Source organism: Marinifilum sp. D737 (assembly GCF_026672275.1).
Classification (GTDB): domain Bacteria; phylum Bacteroidota; class Bacteroidia; order Bacteroidales; family Marinifilaceae; genus Marinifilum.
The window spans coordinates 194,795-211,095 of record NZ_JANQCD010000001.1; the positions used below are offsets into that span (position 1 = coordinate 194,795).

Here is a 16,301-nt window from a genome sequence, read left to right on the forward strand (position 1 = left end):
ATGTCGTGTAAGACATTTATAATTTATTTCATGCATTCTTTTACCAAAATTTCGTCTCTCTGAGACTTATTTTTTTGAATTAATTTCAGAATCATGTTCCGTTAGGAACCAAAATTATGGTAGAAATTCAATTTGTACATGATAAAGTCCCTTCGGGACGATATTATACGACAGGTATTTTGTATTTATAAATGATATTATTTTACAATTTAATCGTCTTTAAATGAAGTTGAATATTAAAAAAAAAGCTTATTTCAGAATTTTTAGGGCGATGTCAACATACTTTGGTATATCCATGGTAATCTGGCCTTGTTTAATTTCATCTTTTGCTTTACCAAAGCGAACCACAACTGCATTTTTTTCTGCAATTGCGTAAATGTATTGTCCACGATGACCACGCATGTAAGGAATGTTCATGTTTTTGTATGGAAGAACCCAATATTGATATCCATAGAAATCAAGTTTCGCTGTTTTTTCTTCATTCAATAAGTAATCTGCTGCAACAGTTGCATCAGCAATATATTGTTCTGATACCAATTGTTTGCCATTCCATGAGCCTTTGTTCAATACCAATTGGCCAAAACGTGCTGCATCGCGAGCATTGGTGTTAAAACAGCAGAACGATTTTTCGTCGCCATCTTTTTTATCCAAACTCCAAAGTGCGGTATTTACCGCGTGCATAGGTTTCCAAAGGGTACGTTCTGCATATTTCGAAATGGTTTCGCCCGTTGCTTCTTCCACAATAAAAGACAATAGTTGTGTGTTTCCACTTTGGTATCTGAAACGAACTCCGGGTTTCTCAATTAATTCCTGATCGGAACAAACTTGTCGCAGCTTTTTGCCATAATAGGCTTTCGTGGTAATGGATGTTGGGCTGCTGTACGCTTCGTCCCAATCTAAACCTGAACTCATGGTAAGCAAATTCTTAATCGTTACCTTACCTCGTTCATCATTGGCAAATTCTTCCAAATAATTTCCAATTGGCTCATCTACCGATTTAATTTTGCCTTCGTCAATTGCGATACCAATCAAAAGGCTTACGATACTTTTTGTAGCAGAAAAAATATTGGAATGAGAATCTGCATCATAGCCATCCCAATATTCTTCGTACAATACTTTTCCGTCTTGTATGATTAAATAAGCAACTGTTTCATGATCTTCCAGATATTCACGATCTGAAGTTTCCAATTCATATTTGTTGTATGAATCTGATTCTTTCCACTCTCTGCCATCGGCAACATTAACTTCTGTATTTTTGAAAATCTTATAATCATCGATATTGGCATACCAGTAAATAAGACTCGTTCGTAAATAATTAGGAGCTATAAGCATCCAAAGTGCCGTTAGTAAAGCTAGAATTAAAACAGTTTTGCTTATTCTTGACATGGTTTATGGATTTAGTTTGTATGCATCAGGATCTGTTACTTCAGGTAAAAATTGTGAAGCATCACCACCATGGCGAATGATATCGCGAACAATGGTTGAGGTAATCATGGTATGCTCGGGTGTGGTTAAAAGAAAGATTGATTCTAACTCGAAAACCATTTTTTTATTGATTTGAGCAATTGCACGTTCGTACTCAAAGTCGGCAGCGGTTCTCAAACCTCTTAAAATAAAGTGTGCATTTTTCGATTTACAATACTCAACGGTAAGTCCTTCGAAAGTTTCTACCTCAATTTTCGGATTGTTTTGAAAAGCTTCTTTAATCCACTGAATGCGTTTATCAATTGGGAAAAACTGTCTCTTTTCAGAGTTATATCCTATTGCAATAATAATTTTATCGAATAGAGGTAAAGCCCGGGTCACAATAGATTCGTGTCCGATGGTAAAAGGATCGAATGATCCGGGAAAAATAGCAATGCGTTCCATTTAGTTGTAATTTTTAAAGCAAAAATAGACATTATTCTGCTTTAATTTTTTTAATCAAGTTTATAAAATAATCTGCTGCTTGCAGCATGTGCGATTCGTACCATGAGAACATCTCTCCATCTGCCAATTCAATTTTAGCATTGGGAAGAATGTCTCTAATTTCTTTGATGTTGGCTTCCTCGAATGGATATGGCTCAGAAGACAGCAGTACCAATTCAGGATTTAGTTCCTTTATCTCTTCTGCTGTCAGGTTTGGATATCTTTCTTGTGGATCGGGTAGAATGTTTACAAATCCACACATTTCCAACATCGAATTAATGAAGGAGTTTTTGCCAACTGTCATGAAAGGATTTCTCCAAATCAGGTACAATACTTTTATGGGTTTAGTGCTTTTAGGAATTTTAGCAAAAGCAGCTCGTATCTTATTTGTGATTTCGAAAGCCTTAGGCTCTGTACCCGTTATCTTTCCTGTGTTTAAAATATTTTGAAGAGCGTCCTCGTAATTTCGAACTTTGCTTACAAACACCGTAAAATCTTCCATTAGGGCCTCAACCTGTGCTTTGTTGTTTTCCTCTTCGTTAACCAGAATCAAATCAGGATTCAAAAGGTTGATTTTATCGACATACAAGTTTTTAGGACCTCCGATATTGGGCAGTTTTTCAATCTTTCCTTTGGGATATCTACAAAACTTGGTACGTGAAATTACTTTACCTTCCAATCCCAAATCGAATAAAAATTCGGTTGTTGATGGAACTGCAGGAATGATTCTTTGGGGTGGAAAGGGAATGTTTACCTCTCGACCCAAATCATCGGTAACTTTAATAAAATCAGCCATTATTTAATCTTAATTTCTTTGTAAGAACTCACAAAAAGTATGTTACCCATATCTTCAAAGCCAGTAAACAAATCAACACCTTCTTCAACTACTTCTTCATGGTTAAATCCAAGAATACTTAAATCAGCATCCATCGATTTCGACATGATTACCTGTTTCTTGTTGGCGTAATTTGCATTAATCAACTGAATATTGCTTGGAGATATTGGTAATCGACCAGATTTGATTAAAGCCAATAGTTTTTCTTTCTGGCTTTCCAGCTGGTCACCAGGATAGATTGCAAAAATCTTAATGGTTCCTTTCTTCCAATCAGGATGTCCTTGAATGATATAGGCCAAAAGAATCATCAAGTTTGCATTTTCCAAATCGTTGGCGCCAATCCAAACATGAATTTCTTTCTGATATCCAAATCCTTTATAGGATGTATTCAAAATACAAACATCGAAATGGGTAGATTCAAGCAGTTTGTAATTGTCAATCACATAATTCAACCTTTCCGGTTCGGTTCTCGAGAATTCGAAAAGTATGGTGTTGTAACCGTGTCCGGATATTCCTGATAACTGCATTACCTGGGCAATTGCTGAAGTCATGGATGGAGAAATAATTGTATCGAGATAAACCCGGTTTTTACTTCCCGAAGCCAGGTTAATCAACTTGTTCATTACCTGTTTCGATTCTTCATTGGTTTTCTCGTTTAAGAATCCTTCCAGGAAATGAATATAGGTTCCAAAACCATATTTGTAGGAAATCCACCTTAATAAATCGAATGCTGATCTGCGCTTGAATGAATCTTGAGAAATACAAATGGCAAATGGTCTCCAACTTAACTCACGATCCCCTTTTTCGGCACGTTGAGCAAAAATTTGCAGGTGACGACTCAACTGGAAAACTACTCCACGGAAAAGTTTTGCCAAACCTCTGTGCTCTTTAGTTGTTACATTAATTCCATAGTAAATCCCACCCATTATCATTAATGACAAGATGGCATAAGTCATATTCATTTGAAACATGATCCAAACCGAAAGAACTGCTCCCATTAGAGATAAATACCACTTGGAACGGAAGGTTGGACGGTATGAAGGATCGGCTGCAAAATGCTCAAGGAAGGAGATGATACAAATGGCACCATAGGTTACCATGAAGAACATGGAAATAATTTGAGCTACAAAATCAACATCGCCAATAAATACAAAAACGAATGCGATGGCAATGGAAATCACCGATGCATTAATGGGTTCGTTGTTTTTCTTACTTTCTGATTTTAACCATTTGTTCAATCCTTTTTGAGGGAAAATATCGTCTAAACCAATTGCCTGTAATGTTCTTGGCGCAACCATAATTGAACCCAATGCTGAAGATAAGGAAGCTGCAGCTAATCCAATTGGAATAATTGGACCCCAAATGGCAATTTTTCTCATGATTAACTGATCGCTAGCCAAGTCTTCAGGACTGGCAGATACGGTAAATTTATAAGCTGCCCAAATGTATATTAACAATCCTCCGACGGTCGCCCAAATGGTTCCTCTAGGTATCGATTTTCTAGGATTTTTTAAATCTCCGGAAAGACCTAAGCCAGCTGCCAAACCTGTAAAGGCAGGAAAAACAATGGTGAATACATAGAAGAAGCTCTTTGGATTTTCAACAGTAGCATCCAAAACCATTTCTGTTGGTGCATTTTCTGGAGTTCCGATAAAGAACATGACCAATGAAAGACCTAAAGTTGCTACCACAACATACAAAGCTTTCATTCCCATGTTTGCTCCGCGGTAGAGAAATAAACCAGCCAAAAGGGTCATGGTGGGAATACTAATGGCTCTTTTATCGTAAATTAAAATGCCATAATTGTCGGCGAGCCATTGAATTGCAGGGTCAAAAGCTTCGGCAAATGCAATCACATAAAAGGCCACCGAAATTGCCTGCGAAAGATAGAGAGTAATTCCAATTGCGGCACCAATGTTTAATCCAAACGATCGGGAAATGATGTAGTAGGCTCCACCCCCTAATACTTTTTGGTTGGTTGCAATCTCAGCAACTGCCATTGCTGTAGGAATGGTAATTAAATGACCTAAAATAATGATTCCAATTACTCCAATAAATCCAACATTACCAACAGCCCAACCGAAACGAAGGAACAAAATTGCTCCTAAAATGGTTGAGATGGCAGTTAGGAAAACTGGCATGGTGCCAAAATTGGCTTTGTTTTTCAGTAAATTATCGGGCATAGTTAAATTTCTTTAGTCTCTTTTATCAAAGTGCTAAATATAGTTAATCGAAATTGATAATGAATACTACAGGTTTGAAAGATGTGATGAGACTTGTGATTTTAACAATTCTATGTTCTTATTATTTTGGTGATATATGATTTTACCATCCTTATCAAGTAAGAATGCATTAAATCCTCTATCCAGATATCGCACCACTTCAATGTTTTGGTTCAAGCTTCCAATTTCAATGCAATTCAATTCAGGTCTTGGCTCAGGATGCCAAGCTCTGGTGTCTGTGGTTCCCGGAATCCTTACCCTGGCATATGATGAGTATCTTATGATGTTAACGACTTCCAGGGATGGAAAAGAACTTGTAATATCTTTGATCCCATCATAATATTCTTGAGCTCGATCAGGAAACCAGCATCTCCAAATGTATAGCAATATAGGTTTTCCTTTATGTTGAGAGAGCTGATATTCTTTGCCATCTAGAGTTTTTGACTTGATTTCAGGAAACTGTCCTTTATTTTGAAGCGTTTCAATAATATTAACCCTCTTTTGCAAATTGTTAACGTATAAACCATTTGGATTGGCCAGTTTTAAGGTTTTCAATTGCTCTTTTACATACTCCAGGCTACGTTTTGCAGCAAAATATTCTTCGTAAATCAGATAAGCAACAACTGGGGAAGATGCATATTTGTAAAAATATTCGTCTTTGAATTTGTTTAATCTTGCATATTCCTTCATGAATTGATTTTTTTTAACCGAATCGGATTGTATTTCCGGAATTTCCAGGTTTTCAGCGATTTTTAATTTTTGCTTGTTGTTTTCGGCTAGTTTTGCTTGAAAATCTTCATATCTGTCTTGGGCAGGAGATCCTTTTAATTTGCCAATCAGAAATTTGTGGTTCATATCCTTTTTGTGAACAAACAGGCTCATTTTCGTTGGAGACAGAAATACTTTTCCAGCTCTTCGCCCAGCAAGTTTGAATTCGGCAATAAATGCTTGTTCACATGGTGATTCAAATTTAAATTCTCCGTTAGTGGTTTTAACAGAATCAATTAATTCTTTTGTTTCGCCATCATACTTGTACAGGTAAATGTATTCTTCCTGAAGTCCACCAATCATACCTTGCAGGGTAAAGGATTTCTGTGCACTGGCAGGGATTATTGAAATCAATGCAAATAGAAAAAGCCAAAATACTTTAGTCATTGTATATGTGTTTAGGTGTTAATTTAAAAATTAAAGATAACAATAATCAGTTGTAATCATAAGCATTGACAAACGATTAAAGTTGAAATTGCATGATAGTATTCGTAAATTATAATGGTGACTTATAAGCTAAAATCGAAATCATGAAGAAAGTAACTGTATTAGGAGCCGGCTTGGTTGGGAAACTAATAGCAATTGATTTAAGCGAATCTTTTGCTGTAACCGCAATTGATCATGATGCAAATGCATTGGAACAATTGGCAAGGCATTCAAAAATTAAAACCAAGAAAGCCAATTTGTCTATTGAAGGCACTGTTCGGAAGTTAGTTGCTGATTCGGATTTGGTAGTTGGGGCTGTACCCGGAAGTATGGGCTTTAATGTAGTTCGGGAAGTAATTGAAGCTGGAAAAAACATGGTAGATATTTCCTTTTTTCCTGAAGATGGTTTCGAATTGGATGATCTTGCCAAAAATAATAACTGCTGTATTGTTACGGATTGTGGTGTTGCCCCTGGAATGGGTAATTTGATTTTAGGATACCATAATGAAAAGATGAAGGTGCAAAGTTTTAAATGTCTTGTTGGTGGCTTGCCTTTCAAAAGAGAGTGGCCATGGGAGTATCGGGCAGTTTTCTCTCCAATTGATGTGATTGAGGAATATACAAGGCCTGCCAGATATGTTCAAAATGGTGATATTGTTATTCGGGAGGCATTGTCGGATCCGGAATTGATCTACTTTGAAAATATTGGAACGCTTGAGGCATGGAATTCTGATGGATTGCGAAGTCTGATTAAAACCATGAATGTTCCCAATATGATTGAAAAAACCTTGCGCTATCCTGGAACCATTGAGTACTTGAGGGTATTGAGGGATACAGGTTATTTTTCTCATGAGAAGATTAATATTGATGGTGTGAAAATCAAGCCAATTGATTTGACTTCAAAATTGTTATTCTCGAAATGGAAGTTGAAGCCGGGAGAGAGAGAGTTTACGGTGATGCGGGTAGAGGTAAATGGTTTACAGAATGGATTAAACAAAAGCCTTGTATACGATTTGTTCGATGAGTTTGATGAAGAAAAAGGATTTACATCTATGGCGCGGACTACAGGATATGCCTGTACCGCAGTTGCCAATATTTTGCTGAAAGGCAAATACTCTCGTAAGGGTATCAATCCGCCAGAGTTTCTAGGGAAAGATTCTGATTGCTTTCATTTTGTATTTGAGTACTTGAAAGAAAGAGGAGTTGTTTACAAAGTAAATATGAATAAATGAGCTGAACTCATTTAAAATTCAAGTTTTAATGTTTTTAGTTGAACTTTCAACATCGAAACTTCATGTTTCAACATTAAAACATCAGTTATCAATATTGAAACCTCAAAAAATAATGTTAAAACCTCAGCTTTTAACGCTGAAACATCATGTTAACAAGTAGAAAGCTTAACTTTTAATATTAAAATTTGATGTTGAAACGGTTCAAATATTACAGATAATCCAATGATGAATCTTCAATTTTTGCAAAAGGAGCAACGGCACGCTTGTATATTCCTTGTACATAGGCAATGGCCATACCGTAATTGGTAACCGGAATTCCGGCATCAATGGCAGGTTGTAATCTGTTGCCCAATTGTTTTGGGGTAATCATACATCCACCACACTGAATGAGCAATGCATAATCCGACATTTCGCCCGGAATTTCATCCAAACCTGCAATGACAACAAATTCAAGTTGTTTACCCGTGTAATTTGAGATCCAGCGAGGAATTTTTACTCTGCCAATATCATCACAGGAAGTATGGTGCGTACAACTTTCCAGAAGAAGAATTTTGTCTCCATCTTTCAGTTCCGAAATTTTTGGCGTTCCCTGGAGGTAGGCAGAAAAATTGCCCTTGAAATGAGCCAGCATAATACTAAAACTGGTCAAAGCAATGTCAGAAGGGATAGAAGCTCCAGCTTTTAGGAATACCTGGCTATCGGTAACAACGAGTTTTGGTTTGATTGCGGTTTTTCGAAGGAATGCATCCACTTCACGCTCTTTCAGTACGATACAGATGGCATCGTTGTCCAGAATATCACGAATGGCTTGTACCTGTGGTAGAATCAATCGTCCTTCAGGAGCTTCAATGTCAATAGGAGTAATTAAAAGAACAATATCACCATAGGAAATCAAATCGCCAAGAAGCGATGGGGTTGTAAATGCTGATTCAGGAATGGTTTTTTTGATGCTCTTTACGATAGGTTCAATATCTCCGTTAAGCGAATTGAAATGCAAAACTTCCTTTGCTCCAGCTTCAGTTAATTTTTCTAAAGTTTCCTGATGCAATAGTTCTAAATCCTCCTTATTGTGAATGGCGATAAAAGGAACATCCTGTTTCCTGAACTTTTCAATTAAGCCTTTTTCAAAATCACCAAATGTATTTTTGGTAATGACCAAAATGGCCAAATCGATGGTTTTAATGGCCTGATTGGTTTTAAGGATTCGCTTTTTCCCCAATTCACCTGTATCATCAATTCCGGCAGTATCGATAAGTATAACTGGACCAAATCCTGTGATTTCAAAGGATTTTTTTACCGGATCGGTGGTAGTACCTGCAACATCAGAAACAATGGCAATATCCTGACCCGCAAGGAAGTTGATTAATGTACTTTTCCCGTTATTTCTTCTACCAAAAATTCCAATATGTGGACGACGTTCTCTTCCCATGTTTTACAGTGATCAGTTACCAATGAACAGTTTTCAGTTATTTCGTATTAATTGTGTCGCTTAAAATGAATCCTAATTTTAATAATTCTTCAGGAGTGATCAGCTCTTTTAGTTTGTCATTCGAAAGCATTTCAAGCTTGTTGTTGGCTTCTAGTATTGTACAAGAGTTTTTCTTCATCTCCTTGGCCAGTTTTGTAGCCTCGTGATATCCGATATATGGAGAAAGGGCTGTGGCTACCGAAGGATTGTAAAGCACATTTTCTTCAGTTAAATTTGACTGTATCTCTAGTTCTTTGAATAGATTCCCGGCAAGTGTGTTGTTTGCAGCAATCAGCAATTTGATGCTATCCAATAAGGCATGACCAATAGAAGGCAAATAAGCATTTAACTCCAGGCAGCCTTGTCCCGAGAGATTGCTAATCATTACATCGTTGGCATACACTTTATGAGCGGTGCTGATTACAAATTCGGGAATTACAGGATTTACTTTTCCTGGCATAATGGAACTACCCACTTGTTTTTGAGGCAAGTGAAGCTCGCGGTTTTGAAAAAGATCCGATCCTAAAAGTCGAAGGTCGGCAACCATTTTTTCCAAATTTACAGCATGTGCTTTCAATGTTGCATGAACTTCAACAAATCCATCCTGGTTGGCTGTTGCATCCGATAAATTTTCGGAACGAGTAATTGGTAAACCTGTCAGCCTGCGCAGATTTGGTACCACTTCCATAATGAAAAATCGTGGTATGGATAAACCTGTTCCTATGGCACCACCACCAAGATTCACCTCCTTAATTCTTTCGAAACACTTGGAAACTCTCCACCAGTCTCGCGACAAGGCATTGTTGTATGTGCTAAACAATTTATCGTACGAGGATGGCACAGCAGCCTGCATTTGAGTGTACCCAATTCGCAATACGTTTCGGTAATTGCTTTCTGTTTTTTCCACCTGTAAACGCAAGTTGTTTATAGACTCTTCCAAGTCCTGAAGCAAACGAATTGCCGCAACTTTTAACGAGCTTGGAATTACATCATTGGTAGATTGGAACACATTGGCATGTTCGAAAGGATCCACTTTATTGTAATCGCCACAATTTTCGCCAATTTGTTGCAAAGCCCTGTTGGTGATGATCTCATTTATATTCATGTTGATGCTGGTTCCGGCACCTCCCTGTATGGCCGGCACAATGAAATGATCAAAATGCTCTCCCAGGTTTATTTCATCTGCAGCATCGTTTAAGTTTTCAATCAGATTTTTATCCAACAATTCAAAAGGAAATTCCTGGTTTGGGAACTTACGATCGATTCCCTTCAGAAAATCAAGGTAAGTTTTGTAACAGGCTTGTTTTACAAGTCCAACAGCCATATACCATTCTTTATGAAATTGGGTGTTGTCTGGAAAATTCTCCTTTGCACGAAGGGAATGAATTCCCCAAAGTGCATCTTTTGGAATCTCTCTTTTACCAATAAAATCTGATTCAATTCTCATGATTAATTTGCTGATTTGGTATATGCTTTTACATCTTCAACACTAATGCTTTCCTGTCCAAGAATAATTAATCGCTCGATAATGTTTCTAAACTCACGAATATTACCGGTGTAATTGATCTTTTTTAGCTCTTCAATTGCAGCTTCATCAATTCTTTTTACTGGCAAACCCATTTCACTACAAATCATATCAATAAAATGATTGGCAAGCAGAGGTATGTCATCAATTCTATCGTTCAAAGAAGGAACTTCGATCAAAATCACGCTTAAGCGATGATACAAATCCTCACGGAAATTGTTGTTTTCGATTTCTTCTTTTAAATTTTTATTGGTTGCTGCAATTACACGAACATTTACTTTAATTTCTTTATCGCCACCAACACGGGTAATTCTATTTTCCTGCAAAGCTCTTAATACTTTTGCTTGCGCAGATAAACTCATGTCGCCAATTTCATCCAAGAAAAGAGTGCCTCCATCGGCCAATTCGAATTTTCCTTTTCGCTGTTTATGTGCCGAAGTAAAAGATCCTTTCTCGTGGCCAAACAATTCACTTTCGATCAGTTCAGAAGGAATTGCAGCACAATTTACTTCTATAAAAGGGCTTTTACAGCGATTGCTTTGTTCGTGGATACGATGTGCAACCAATTCTTTACCAGTTCCATTAGGGCCGGTAATTAGAACTCTTGCATCGGTTGGTGCTACCTTATCAATCATCTGATTCACATCCTGAATTGCATCAGCCTCACCAATCATTTCATATTTTTTGCTGACTTTTCTTTTCAGAACTTTGGTTTCTGTAATCAGCTTCGATTTATCCATTGCATTGCGAATGGTAATCAGAATTCTATTCAGATCAAGTGGCTTTTCAATAAAATCGAAAGCTCCTTTCTTAATTGCTTCCACTGCAGTATCGATGTTCCCATGCCCCGAAATCATGATGACCGGAGTGTCGATGGCCAATTCCTGTATTTTGTCCAGCACTTCAATACCATCCATTTGTGGCATTTTAATGTCGCATAAAATCACATCGAATTCATCATTTTTTGCCATTTCCAAGCCAGCAATGCCATCTTCGGCAAGGCTGATGTCGTAGCTTTCATAACTTAGAATTTCTTTCAAAGTATTTCGAATACTTCTTTCGTCATCAATGATTAGAATTTTAGACATAGCTATTTTTTTAATTCTACAGCTGTAACTGTTTTAATTAGTGTTTTTTTCGATGTGCTCAAACAAAGCACCTTCTTTTAAAGCATATGATGATTGGTACAATTTACTAAAACCAGCTTCTTTTACCAGATGATTGATAAAAATACTTGCCACCACCATCAACTCAACTCGAACAGGATCCATACCTTTCATTACCTTTCTTTCTTCCAGGCTTGAGTTTAAAAAACTTTGATGCAGGCGGAAGAAATCTTTTAGCTTGATCTCGAATTGAGATTCGGGCAATCCATTTGTTTGATAGCCATCAGCCAAAAGGATTTGTTTGAAAGTATCAAATGATCCGGATGAACCGATTAAGGTTTTTACATTGTGAAGATCCAGAGCCTCAAATAAGTCGGGCAATTGCTCTTTTAAATACTCATCTACCTTGGCGATATCGCCTTTTGTCATTGGATCCGAAGGCGCAAACATTTCGAGCAAACGGGTCATACCTAGTGGATAACTTTTTTTCCAGAATACTTTTTCGTTGTTGGCAATAATAATTTCATTGCTACCACCTCCAATGTCCAGAATAGCAACGGCTTCATGATTTAATTCAACAGCATTTTTTGTTCCTGTATAAATCAAATCAGCCTCACGTTCACCGGAAATGATCTCGATGTTTACCTGATAGTTCTCTTCAATTAATCGGACGAACTCTTCACCATTAACAGCTGATCGAATTGCTGAAGTAGCGAATGCAATTTTCTCGCTAGCATTATATTCTTTTGATATGCGATTCATTTCATCAAATGCATTTCTTGCTCTTTGAATCGCTTCTTCGGTTATTTTATTTTGATTAATTCCGCCCTTGCCAATTTTGGTAGGGTACTTTGAACGGTGTAGGATGTTAGGATGTTTCCCTTCGCTCCATTCTGCTACCAATAAATTAAATGTATTGGTTCCTAAATCAATTACAGAAATCCGTTTCTTTTGCATATATAAAGGTTAAAGTTTTAAGTGAAAGCAATCTAAGCTAACTTATAGGAATAGATTCATTATCGAAGATAGTAAAATCTTTGTTTAAGAATAATAACTTTTGTCAATGTCTTGTAAATACTGATGAAAGACATGTTTTTGGTTCTTCAAAAACTATGCCTAATTTAAAGTTTATGAAAAATGCCTCGTGAAGAGGCATTTTCTATAATCGATACAACAAATGTTAGTTGTGATATCTTAACCACTTCCAAATTTCTTTGTAGGAAACTTTCTTTCCATACATTAATATACCTGTTCGATATATTTTGGCTGCTATCCATGTAATTAATAGGAATGTGCCGATTAGTAGCGTCATGGAAAGTAGCAATTCCCAAATTGGAACACCAAAAGGAATTCTTACCAACATTACAATAGGTGAAGTAAAAGGAATAATTGAACCCCAGAAGGCCAAACTACTCTCTGGATTTTTTGCCACAGCAAAACCAATGTACAAGGCAAGAATTAATGGAATTGTAATAGGAAGCATAAACTGTTGGGTTTCCGTTTCATTGTCAACGGCACTACCAACTGCAGCAAATAGTGCTGAGTACAATAAATATCCTCCTAAAAAGAAGAAGATAAATGCGCCAACAATACCAGCAACATAGGCAAGATCGAAAGTTCCCAGAATATCCTGAGCCATTTTTAACTGACCGGCATCTAAAGAAGCTGCACCTGCAGGTAGTTCAGCTACCGACTTTGCCTGTTGCAGGGCTTCCATGTCAACGCCTGGCAGAACTAATGCTGAACCAACCGTAATAATGATGCCAGTTAATACAACCCACATTATGAATTGGGTCAACCCAACCATTGCAACGCCAACAATTTTCCCCATCATCAGTTGGAATGGCTTAACTGATGATATAATCACCTCGACAATACGATTGCTTTTCTCTTCGATTACCCCTCTCATTACCTGAACACCATACATGAAAATAAACATGTAAATGATGAAACTGGCAGCAAAGCCAATTCCCATTGCAATTTCGGTAGAGCTTTGTTTAATTTCTCCACCTTCGCCAAATTTAATGGTTCGCATAGAGATAGGCGTTCTGGTTGCAGCAAGTTTTTCTTCCAAATCAGGCATATTTGCTTCTGCAATAATTTTCGATCGCTTCATTTTTTCAATATGTTGCCTGATTTGTCTTCCAACATTTGATTTGACTTCGATCGTAACTTGTTTGTGCGAGAACAATTCTGCGGTTTTGGTTTGCAGAATGTTTTTAGGAATTACCAAAATGGCATAATATCCTTTCTTTTCCATACTACTTTTTACCTCCTCGAAAGAGGCATTTTGCAAGTAGTTGTATGTGGTGAATTCGCTACTTTTAACAGGTTCTACCAATTCCGATTCGTTTAAAACGGCAATGGTTCTCTTTTCAGTATCATCTTTCAACATCATCCAAATCATGAAGGCATAAATTCCTGCAATCAACAATGGAGTAAGAAAGGTAAGAATCAGGAATGACCTTTTCTTTACGCGAGAAAGGTATTCTCTTTGTATAATGATAAATATCTTGTTCATTTTGTAAATCTTGTGCTTAGATGGTTTTGCTTTCTTTTACAACTCGAATGAAAATATCATTCATGTTAGGAATGATTTCCCGGAAGGAAACAATGTTCAGATAGGGCAGTAGCTGTTCTAATAATTCATTAGAAGTAGATCCGTTATTTAATTTGATCTTAAGCGTATTGAATTCAATTCCCTTTGCTTGATCAATAATTTCAAAATCAGCTTTAAGAACTTGATCCAGTTTGTCGAATTCACCTATGTAGTTAATCTCGTAGGTGTTGGTTCTGTATCTTTTTTTGATTTGCTCAACAGGACCATCAAGAATTTTTTCTGACTTGTTGATAAGTGCAATGTGATCGCAGATTTCTTCGACTGAACCCATATTATGAGTAGAAAATATGATGGTAGCGCCTTTATCTCTTAATTCAAGGATTTCTTTTTTCAACAAATTGGCATTGATAGGATCAAAACCACTGAAGGGCTCATCAAAAATCAATAGCTCAGGCTCGTGAAGAATGGTAACAATAAACTGTACTTTTTGAGCCATCCCTTTTGATAGCTCTTCAACCTTTTTATCCCACCAAGGTAAAATGTCAAACTTATCGAACCAGGCTTTCAGTTTCTTGGTGGCTTCCTTTTGGCTCATACCCTTTAACTGTGCAAGGTAAACAGCTTGCTCGCCAACTTTCATTTTCTTATATAAACCTCTTTCTTCAGGAAGGTAACCAATGCGTTTTACATCTTCAGGTTTTAATGGCTGTCCGTTAAAAAACACCTCACCAGCATCGGGACCTGTAATTTGGTTGATGATACGAATTAATGTTGTTTTACCAGCTCCATTTGGACCAAGTAATCCAAATATGCTGCCTTTCGGAACAGATATGCTTACCTTGTTAAGTGCTTTATGTCCTGCATATTGCTTAACAACGTCTTTTGCTTCGAAAAATGTCATGAATTATAGTTTTGGTTAGTGACACTCTATTAAGAACTGAAATCTAAAGTACACAATTTATAATGATGTCTTCATAAAAAATCGATATAAAGAAGATGATACAAGTTTTAACTTGTTTTTTTATCGATATAAAATTAAGACAAAAATAAACCCCGACATTTTTGCCGGGGTTGATCATTATATTTTCACTTCTATTCGAAGAAGTTTCTTACTTTTTTGAAGAAGCTTTTTTCTTGTGATGTAGGTTTTGGCTTGAATGATTCCGAGTTTTGAAGTTTCTCTAAAACCTTTTTCTCTTCCTTAGTCAAATTGTTTGGAACCCAAACGTTAATTTTAACCAATAGATCTCCTCTGCCGTATCCATTTACATCAGGAAGACCTTTTCCTCTTAAACGTAAAATCTTACCGGGCTGAGTACCTCCATCAATTTTCACTTTCACCTTGTTTTCGATAGTAGGAATCTCAACTGCAGTTCCTAAAATTGAATCAGGGATACTAATGAACAGGTTGTAAAGCAAGTCGTTTTCATCGCGAACCAATTCTGGATGCTCTTCTTCCTGAATCAGAATTAACAAGTCGCCATTAATACCACCACGACGAGCAGCATTACCTTTTCCACTAACCGAAAGTTGCATTCCTTCAGCAACACCGGCAGGAATGTTAATTGAGATTACTTCTTCGTCACGAACAATACCTTCACCAGCACAACTTGAACATTTGTTGGTAATCATCTTACCTTCGCCGTTACAAGAAGGACAGGTTGATGCCGTTTGCATTTGACCTAAGATGGTATTCTGTACTCTGGTAACTTGTCCGGAACCATTACAGGTAGAGCAAGTTGAGAAAGAAGAACCATCTTTAGCTCCTGAACCATTACAAGAGTTACACTCAACGTATTTTTTAACTTTAATTTTCTTCTCAACACCTTCGGCAATTTCCTTTAAAGTTAATTTTACTTTCACTCTCAGGTTACTACCACGGTTTACTCGACGAGAACTGCGGCCACCGCCACCAAATCCTCCTCCGAAGAAAGATCCTCCACCGAAAATATCTCCAAAGTGAGAGAATATATCTTCCATGTTCATTCCGCCGCCGAAACCACCGCCGGCAGCTCCGCCCATTCCGGCATGACCAAATTGATCGTAACGTTGACGCTTTTCAGGATTACTTAAAACTTCATAAGCTTCTGCAGCTTCTTTAAAGTTTTCTTCAGCCTGTTTATCATCAGGGTTTTTATCAGGGTGAAACTGAATCGCCTTCTTACGATATGCTTTTTTTAATTCGGCTTCCGAGGCAGATTTTGATACCCCTAATACCTCATAATAATCTCTTTTCGACATCTTTTTTTCA

The 16,301-nt window shown here is 37.1% G+C and carries 13 protein-coding genes; 1 reads left to right on the top strand and 12 read right to left on the bottom strand.

Annotation, left to right across the window (positions count from 1 at the left end; translation table 11 throughout):
* Window positions 1–249: 249 nt before the first annotated feature.
* From NQ163_RS00910 to NQ163_RS00930, 5 genes are all read right to left on the bottom strand, one after another.
* Window positions 250–1,386: a serine hydrolase domain-containing protein gene (locus NQ163_RS00910; protein ID WP_268188458.1), complete on the bottom strand. Its 1,137-nt coding sequence runs from the start codon at window positions 1,384–1,386 to the stop codon at window positions 250–252.
* 3 nt (window positions 1,387–1,389) lie between these two features.
* Window positions 1,390–1,869, bottom strand: coding sequence for a pantetheine-phosphate adenylyltransferase (coaD, locus tag NQ163_RS00915; protein ID WP_268188459.1), 480 nt, complete (start codon window positions 1,867–1,869; stop codon window positions 1,390–1,392).
* Window positions 1,870–1,900: 31 nt separating this feature from the next.
* Window positions 1,901–2,704 carry a helical backbone metal receptor gene (locus NQ163_RS00920; protein WP_268188461.1) on the bottom strand — a complete coding sequence of 268 codons (804 nt, stop codon included), beginning with the start codon at window positions 2,702–2,704 and terminating at the stop codon, window positions 1,901–1,903.
* Window positions 2,704–4,926: an amino acid permease gene (locus NQ163_RS00925; protein ID WP_268188462.1), complete on the bottom strand. Its 2,223-nt coding sequence runs from the start codon at window positions 4,924–4,926 to the stop codon at window positions 2,704–2,706. Before NQ163_RS00925 ends, NQ163_RS00920 begins: the two co-directional genes overlap by 1 nt.
* 66 nt (window positions 4,927–4,992) lie before the next feature.
* Window positions 4,993–6,120 (bottom strand): DUF4369 domain-containing protein, encoded by a 1,128-nt coding sequence (locus NQ163_RS00930; protein ID WP_268188463.1) that lies wholly within the window; start codon window positions 6,118–6,120, stop codon window positions 4,993–4,995.
* A gap of 143 nt (window positions 6,121–6,263) precedes the next feature.
* Here NQ163_RS00930 and NQ163_RS00935 point away from each other — a divergent pair, with 143 nt between their 5' ends.
* A complete protein-coding gene (locus NQ163_RS00935) occupies window positions 6,264–7,391 on the top strand; it encodes a saccharopine dehydrogenase family protein (protein WP_268188464.1) in 1,128 nt (375 codons plus the stop codon).
* A gap of 208 nt (window positions 7,392–7,599) precedes the next feature.
* Here the strand turns inward: NQ163_RS00935 and hydF are convergent, their stop codons facing one another.
* The 7 genes from hydF to dnaJ all read right to left on the bottom strand — a co-directional run bounded on the left by hydF (window position 7,600) and on the right by dnaJ (window position 16,291).
* Window positions 7,600–8,820, bottom strand: coding sequence for a [FeFe] hydrogenase H-cluster maturation GTPase HydF (gene hydF, locus NQ163_RS00940; protein ID WP_268188465.1), 1,221 nt, complete (start codon window positions 8,818–8,820; stop codon window positions 7,600–7,602).
* 37 nt (window positions 8,821–8,857) lie between these two features.
* On the bottom strand, window positions 8,858–10,306 hold the full coding sequence (locus NQ163_RS00945; RefSeq protein ID WP_268188467.1) for a lyase family protein: 1,449 nt from the start codon (window positions 10,304–10,306) through the stop codon (window positions 8,858–8,860).
* A gap of 2 nt (window positions 10,307–10,308) precedes the next feature.
* Complete coding sequence (locus NQ163_RS00950) at window positions 10,309–11,472, bottom strand: sigma-54-dependent transcriptional regulator (RefSeq protein WP_268188469.1); 1,164 nt, start codon at window positions 11,470–11,472, stop codon at window positions 10,309–10,311.
* A gap of 33 nt (window positions 11,473–11,505) precedes the next feature.
* The gene (locus tag NQ163_RS00955) at window positions 11,506–12,447 is read right to left on the bottom strand and encodes a Ppx/GppA phosphatase family protein (protein ID WP_268188470.1); all 942 of its coding nucleotides are present in this window, start codon (window positions 12,445–12,447) and stop codon (window positions 11,506–11,508) included.
* A 223-nt stretch (window positions 12,448–12,670) separates the two neighbouring features.
* Window positions 12,671–14,011 carry an ABC transporter permease gene (locus NQ163_RS00960; RefSeq protein WP_268188471.1) on the bottom strand — a complete coding sequence of 447 codons (1,341 nt, stop codon included), beginning with the start codon at window positions 14,009–14,011 and terminating at the stop codon, window positions 12,671–12,673.
* A 16-nt stretch (window positions 14,012–14,027) separates the two neighbouring features.
* Window positions 14,028–14,951, bottom strand: coding sequence for an ABC transporter ATP-binding protein (locus NQ163_RS00965; protein WP_120238547.1), 924 nt, complete (start codon window positions 14,949–14,951; stop codon window positions 14,028–14,030).
* A gap of 191 nt (window positions 14,952–15,142) precedes the next feature.
* Complete coding sequence (gene dnaJ / locus NQ163_RS00970) at window positions 15,143–16,291, bottom strand: molecular chaperone DnaJ (RefSeq protein WP_268188472.1); 1,149 nt, start codon at window positions 16,289–16,291, stop codon at window positions 15,143–15,145.
* Between the last annotated feature and the right edge of the window lie 10 nt (window positions 16,292–16,301).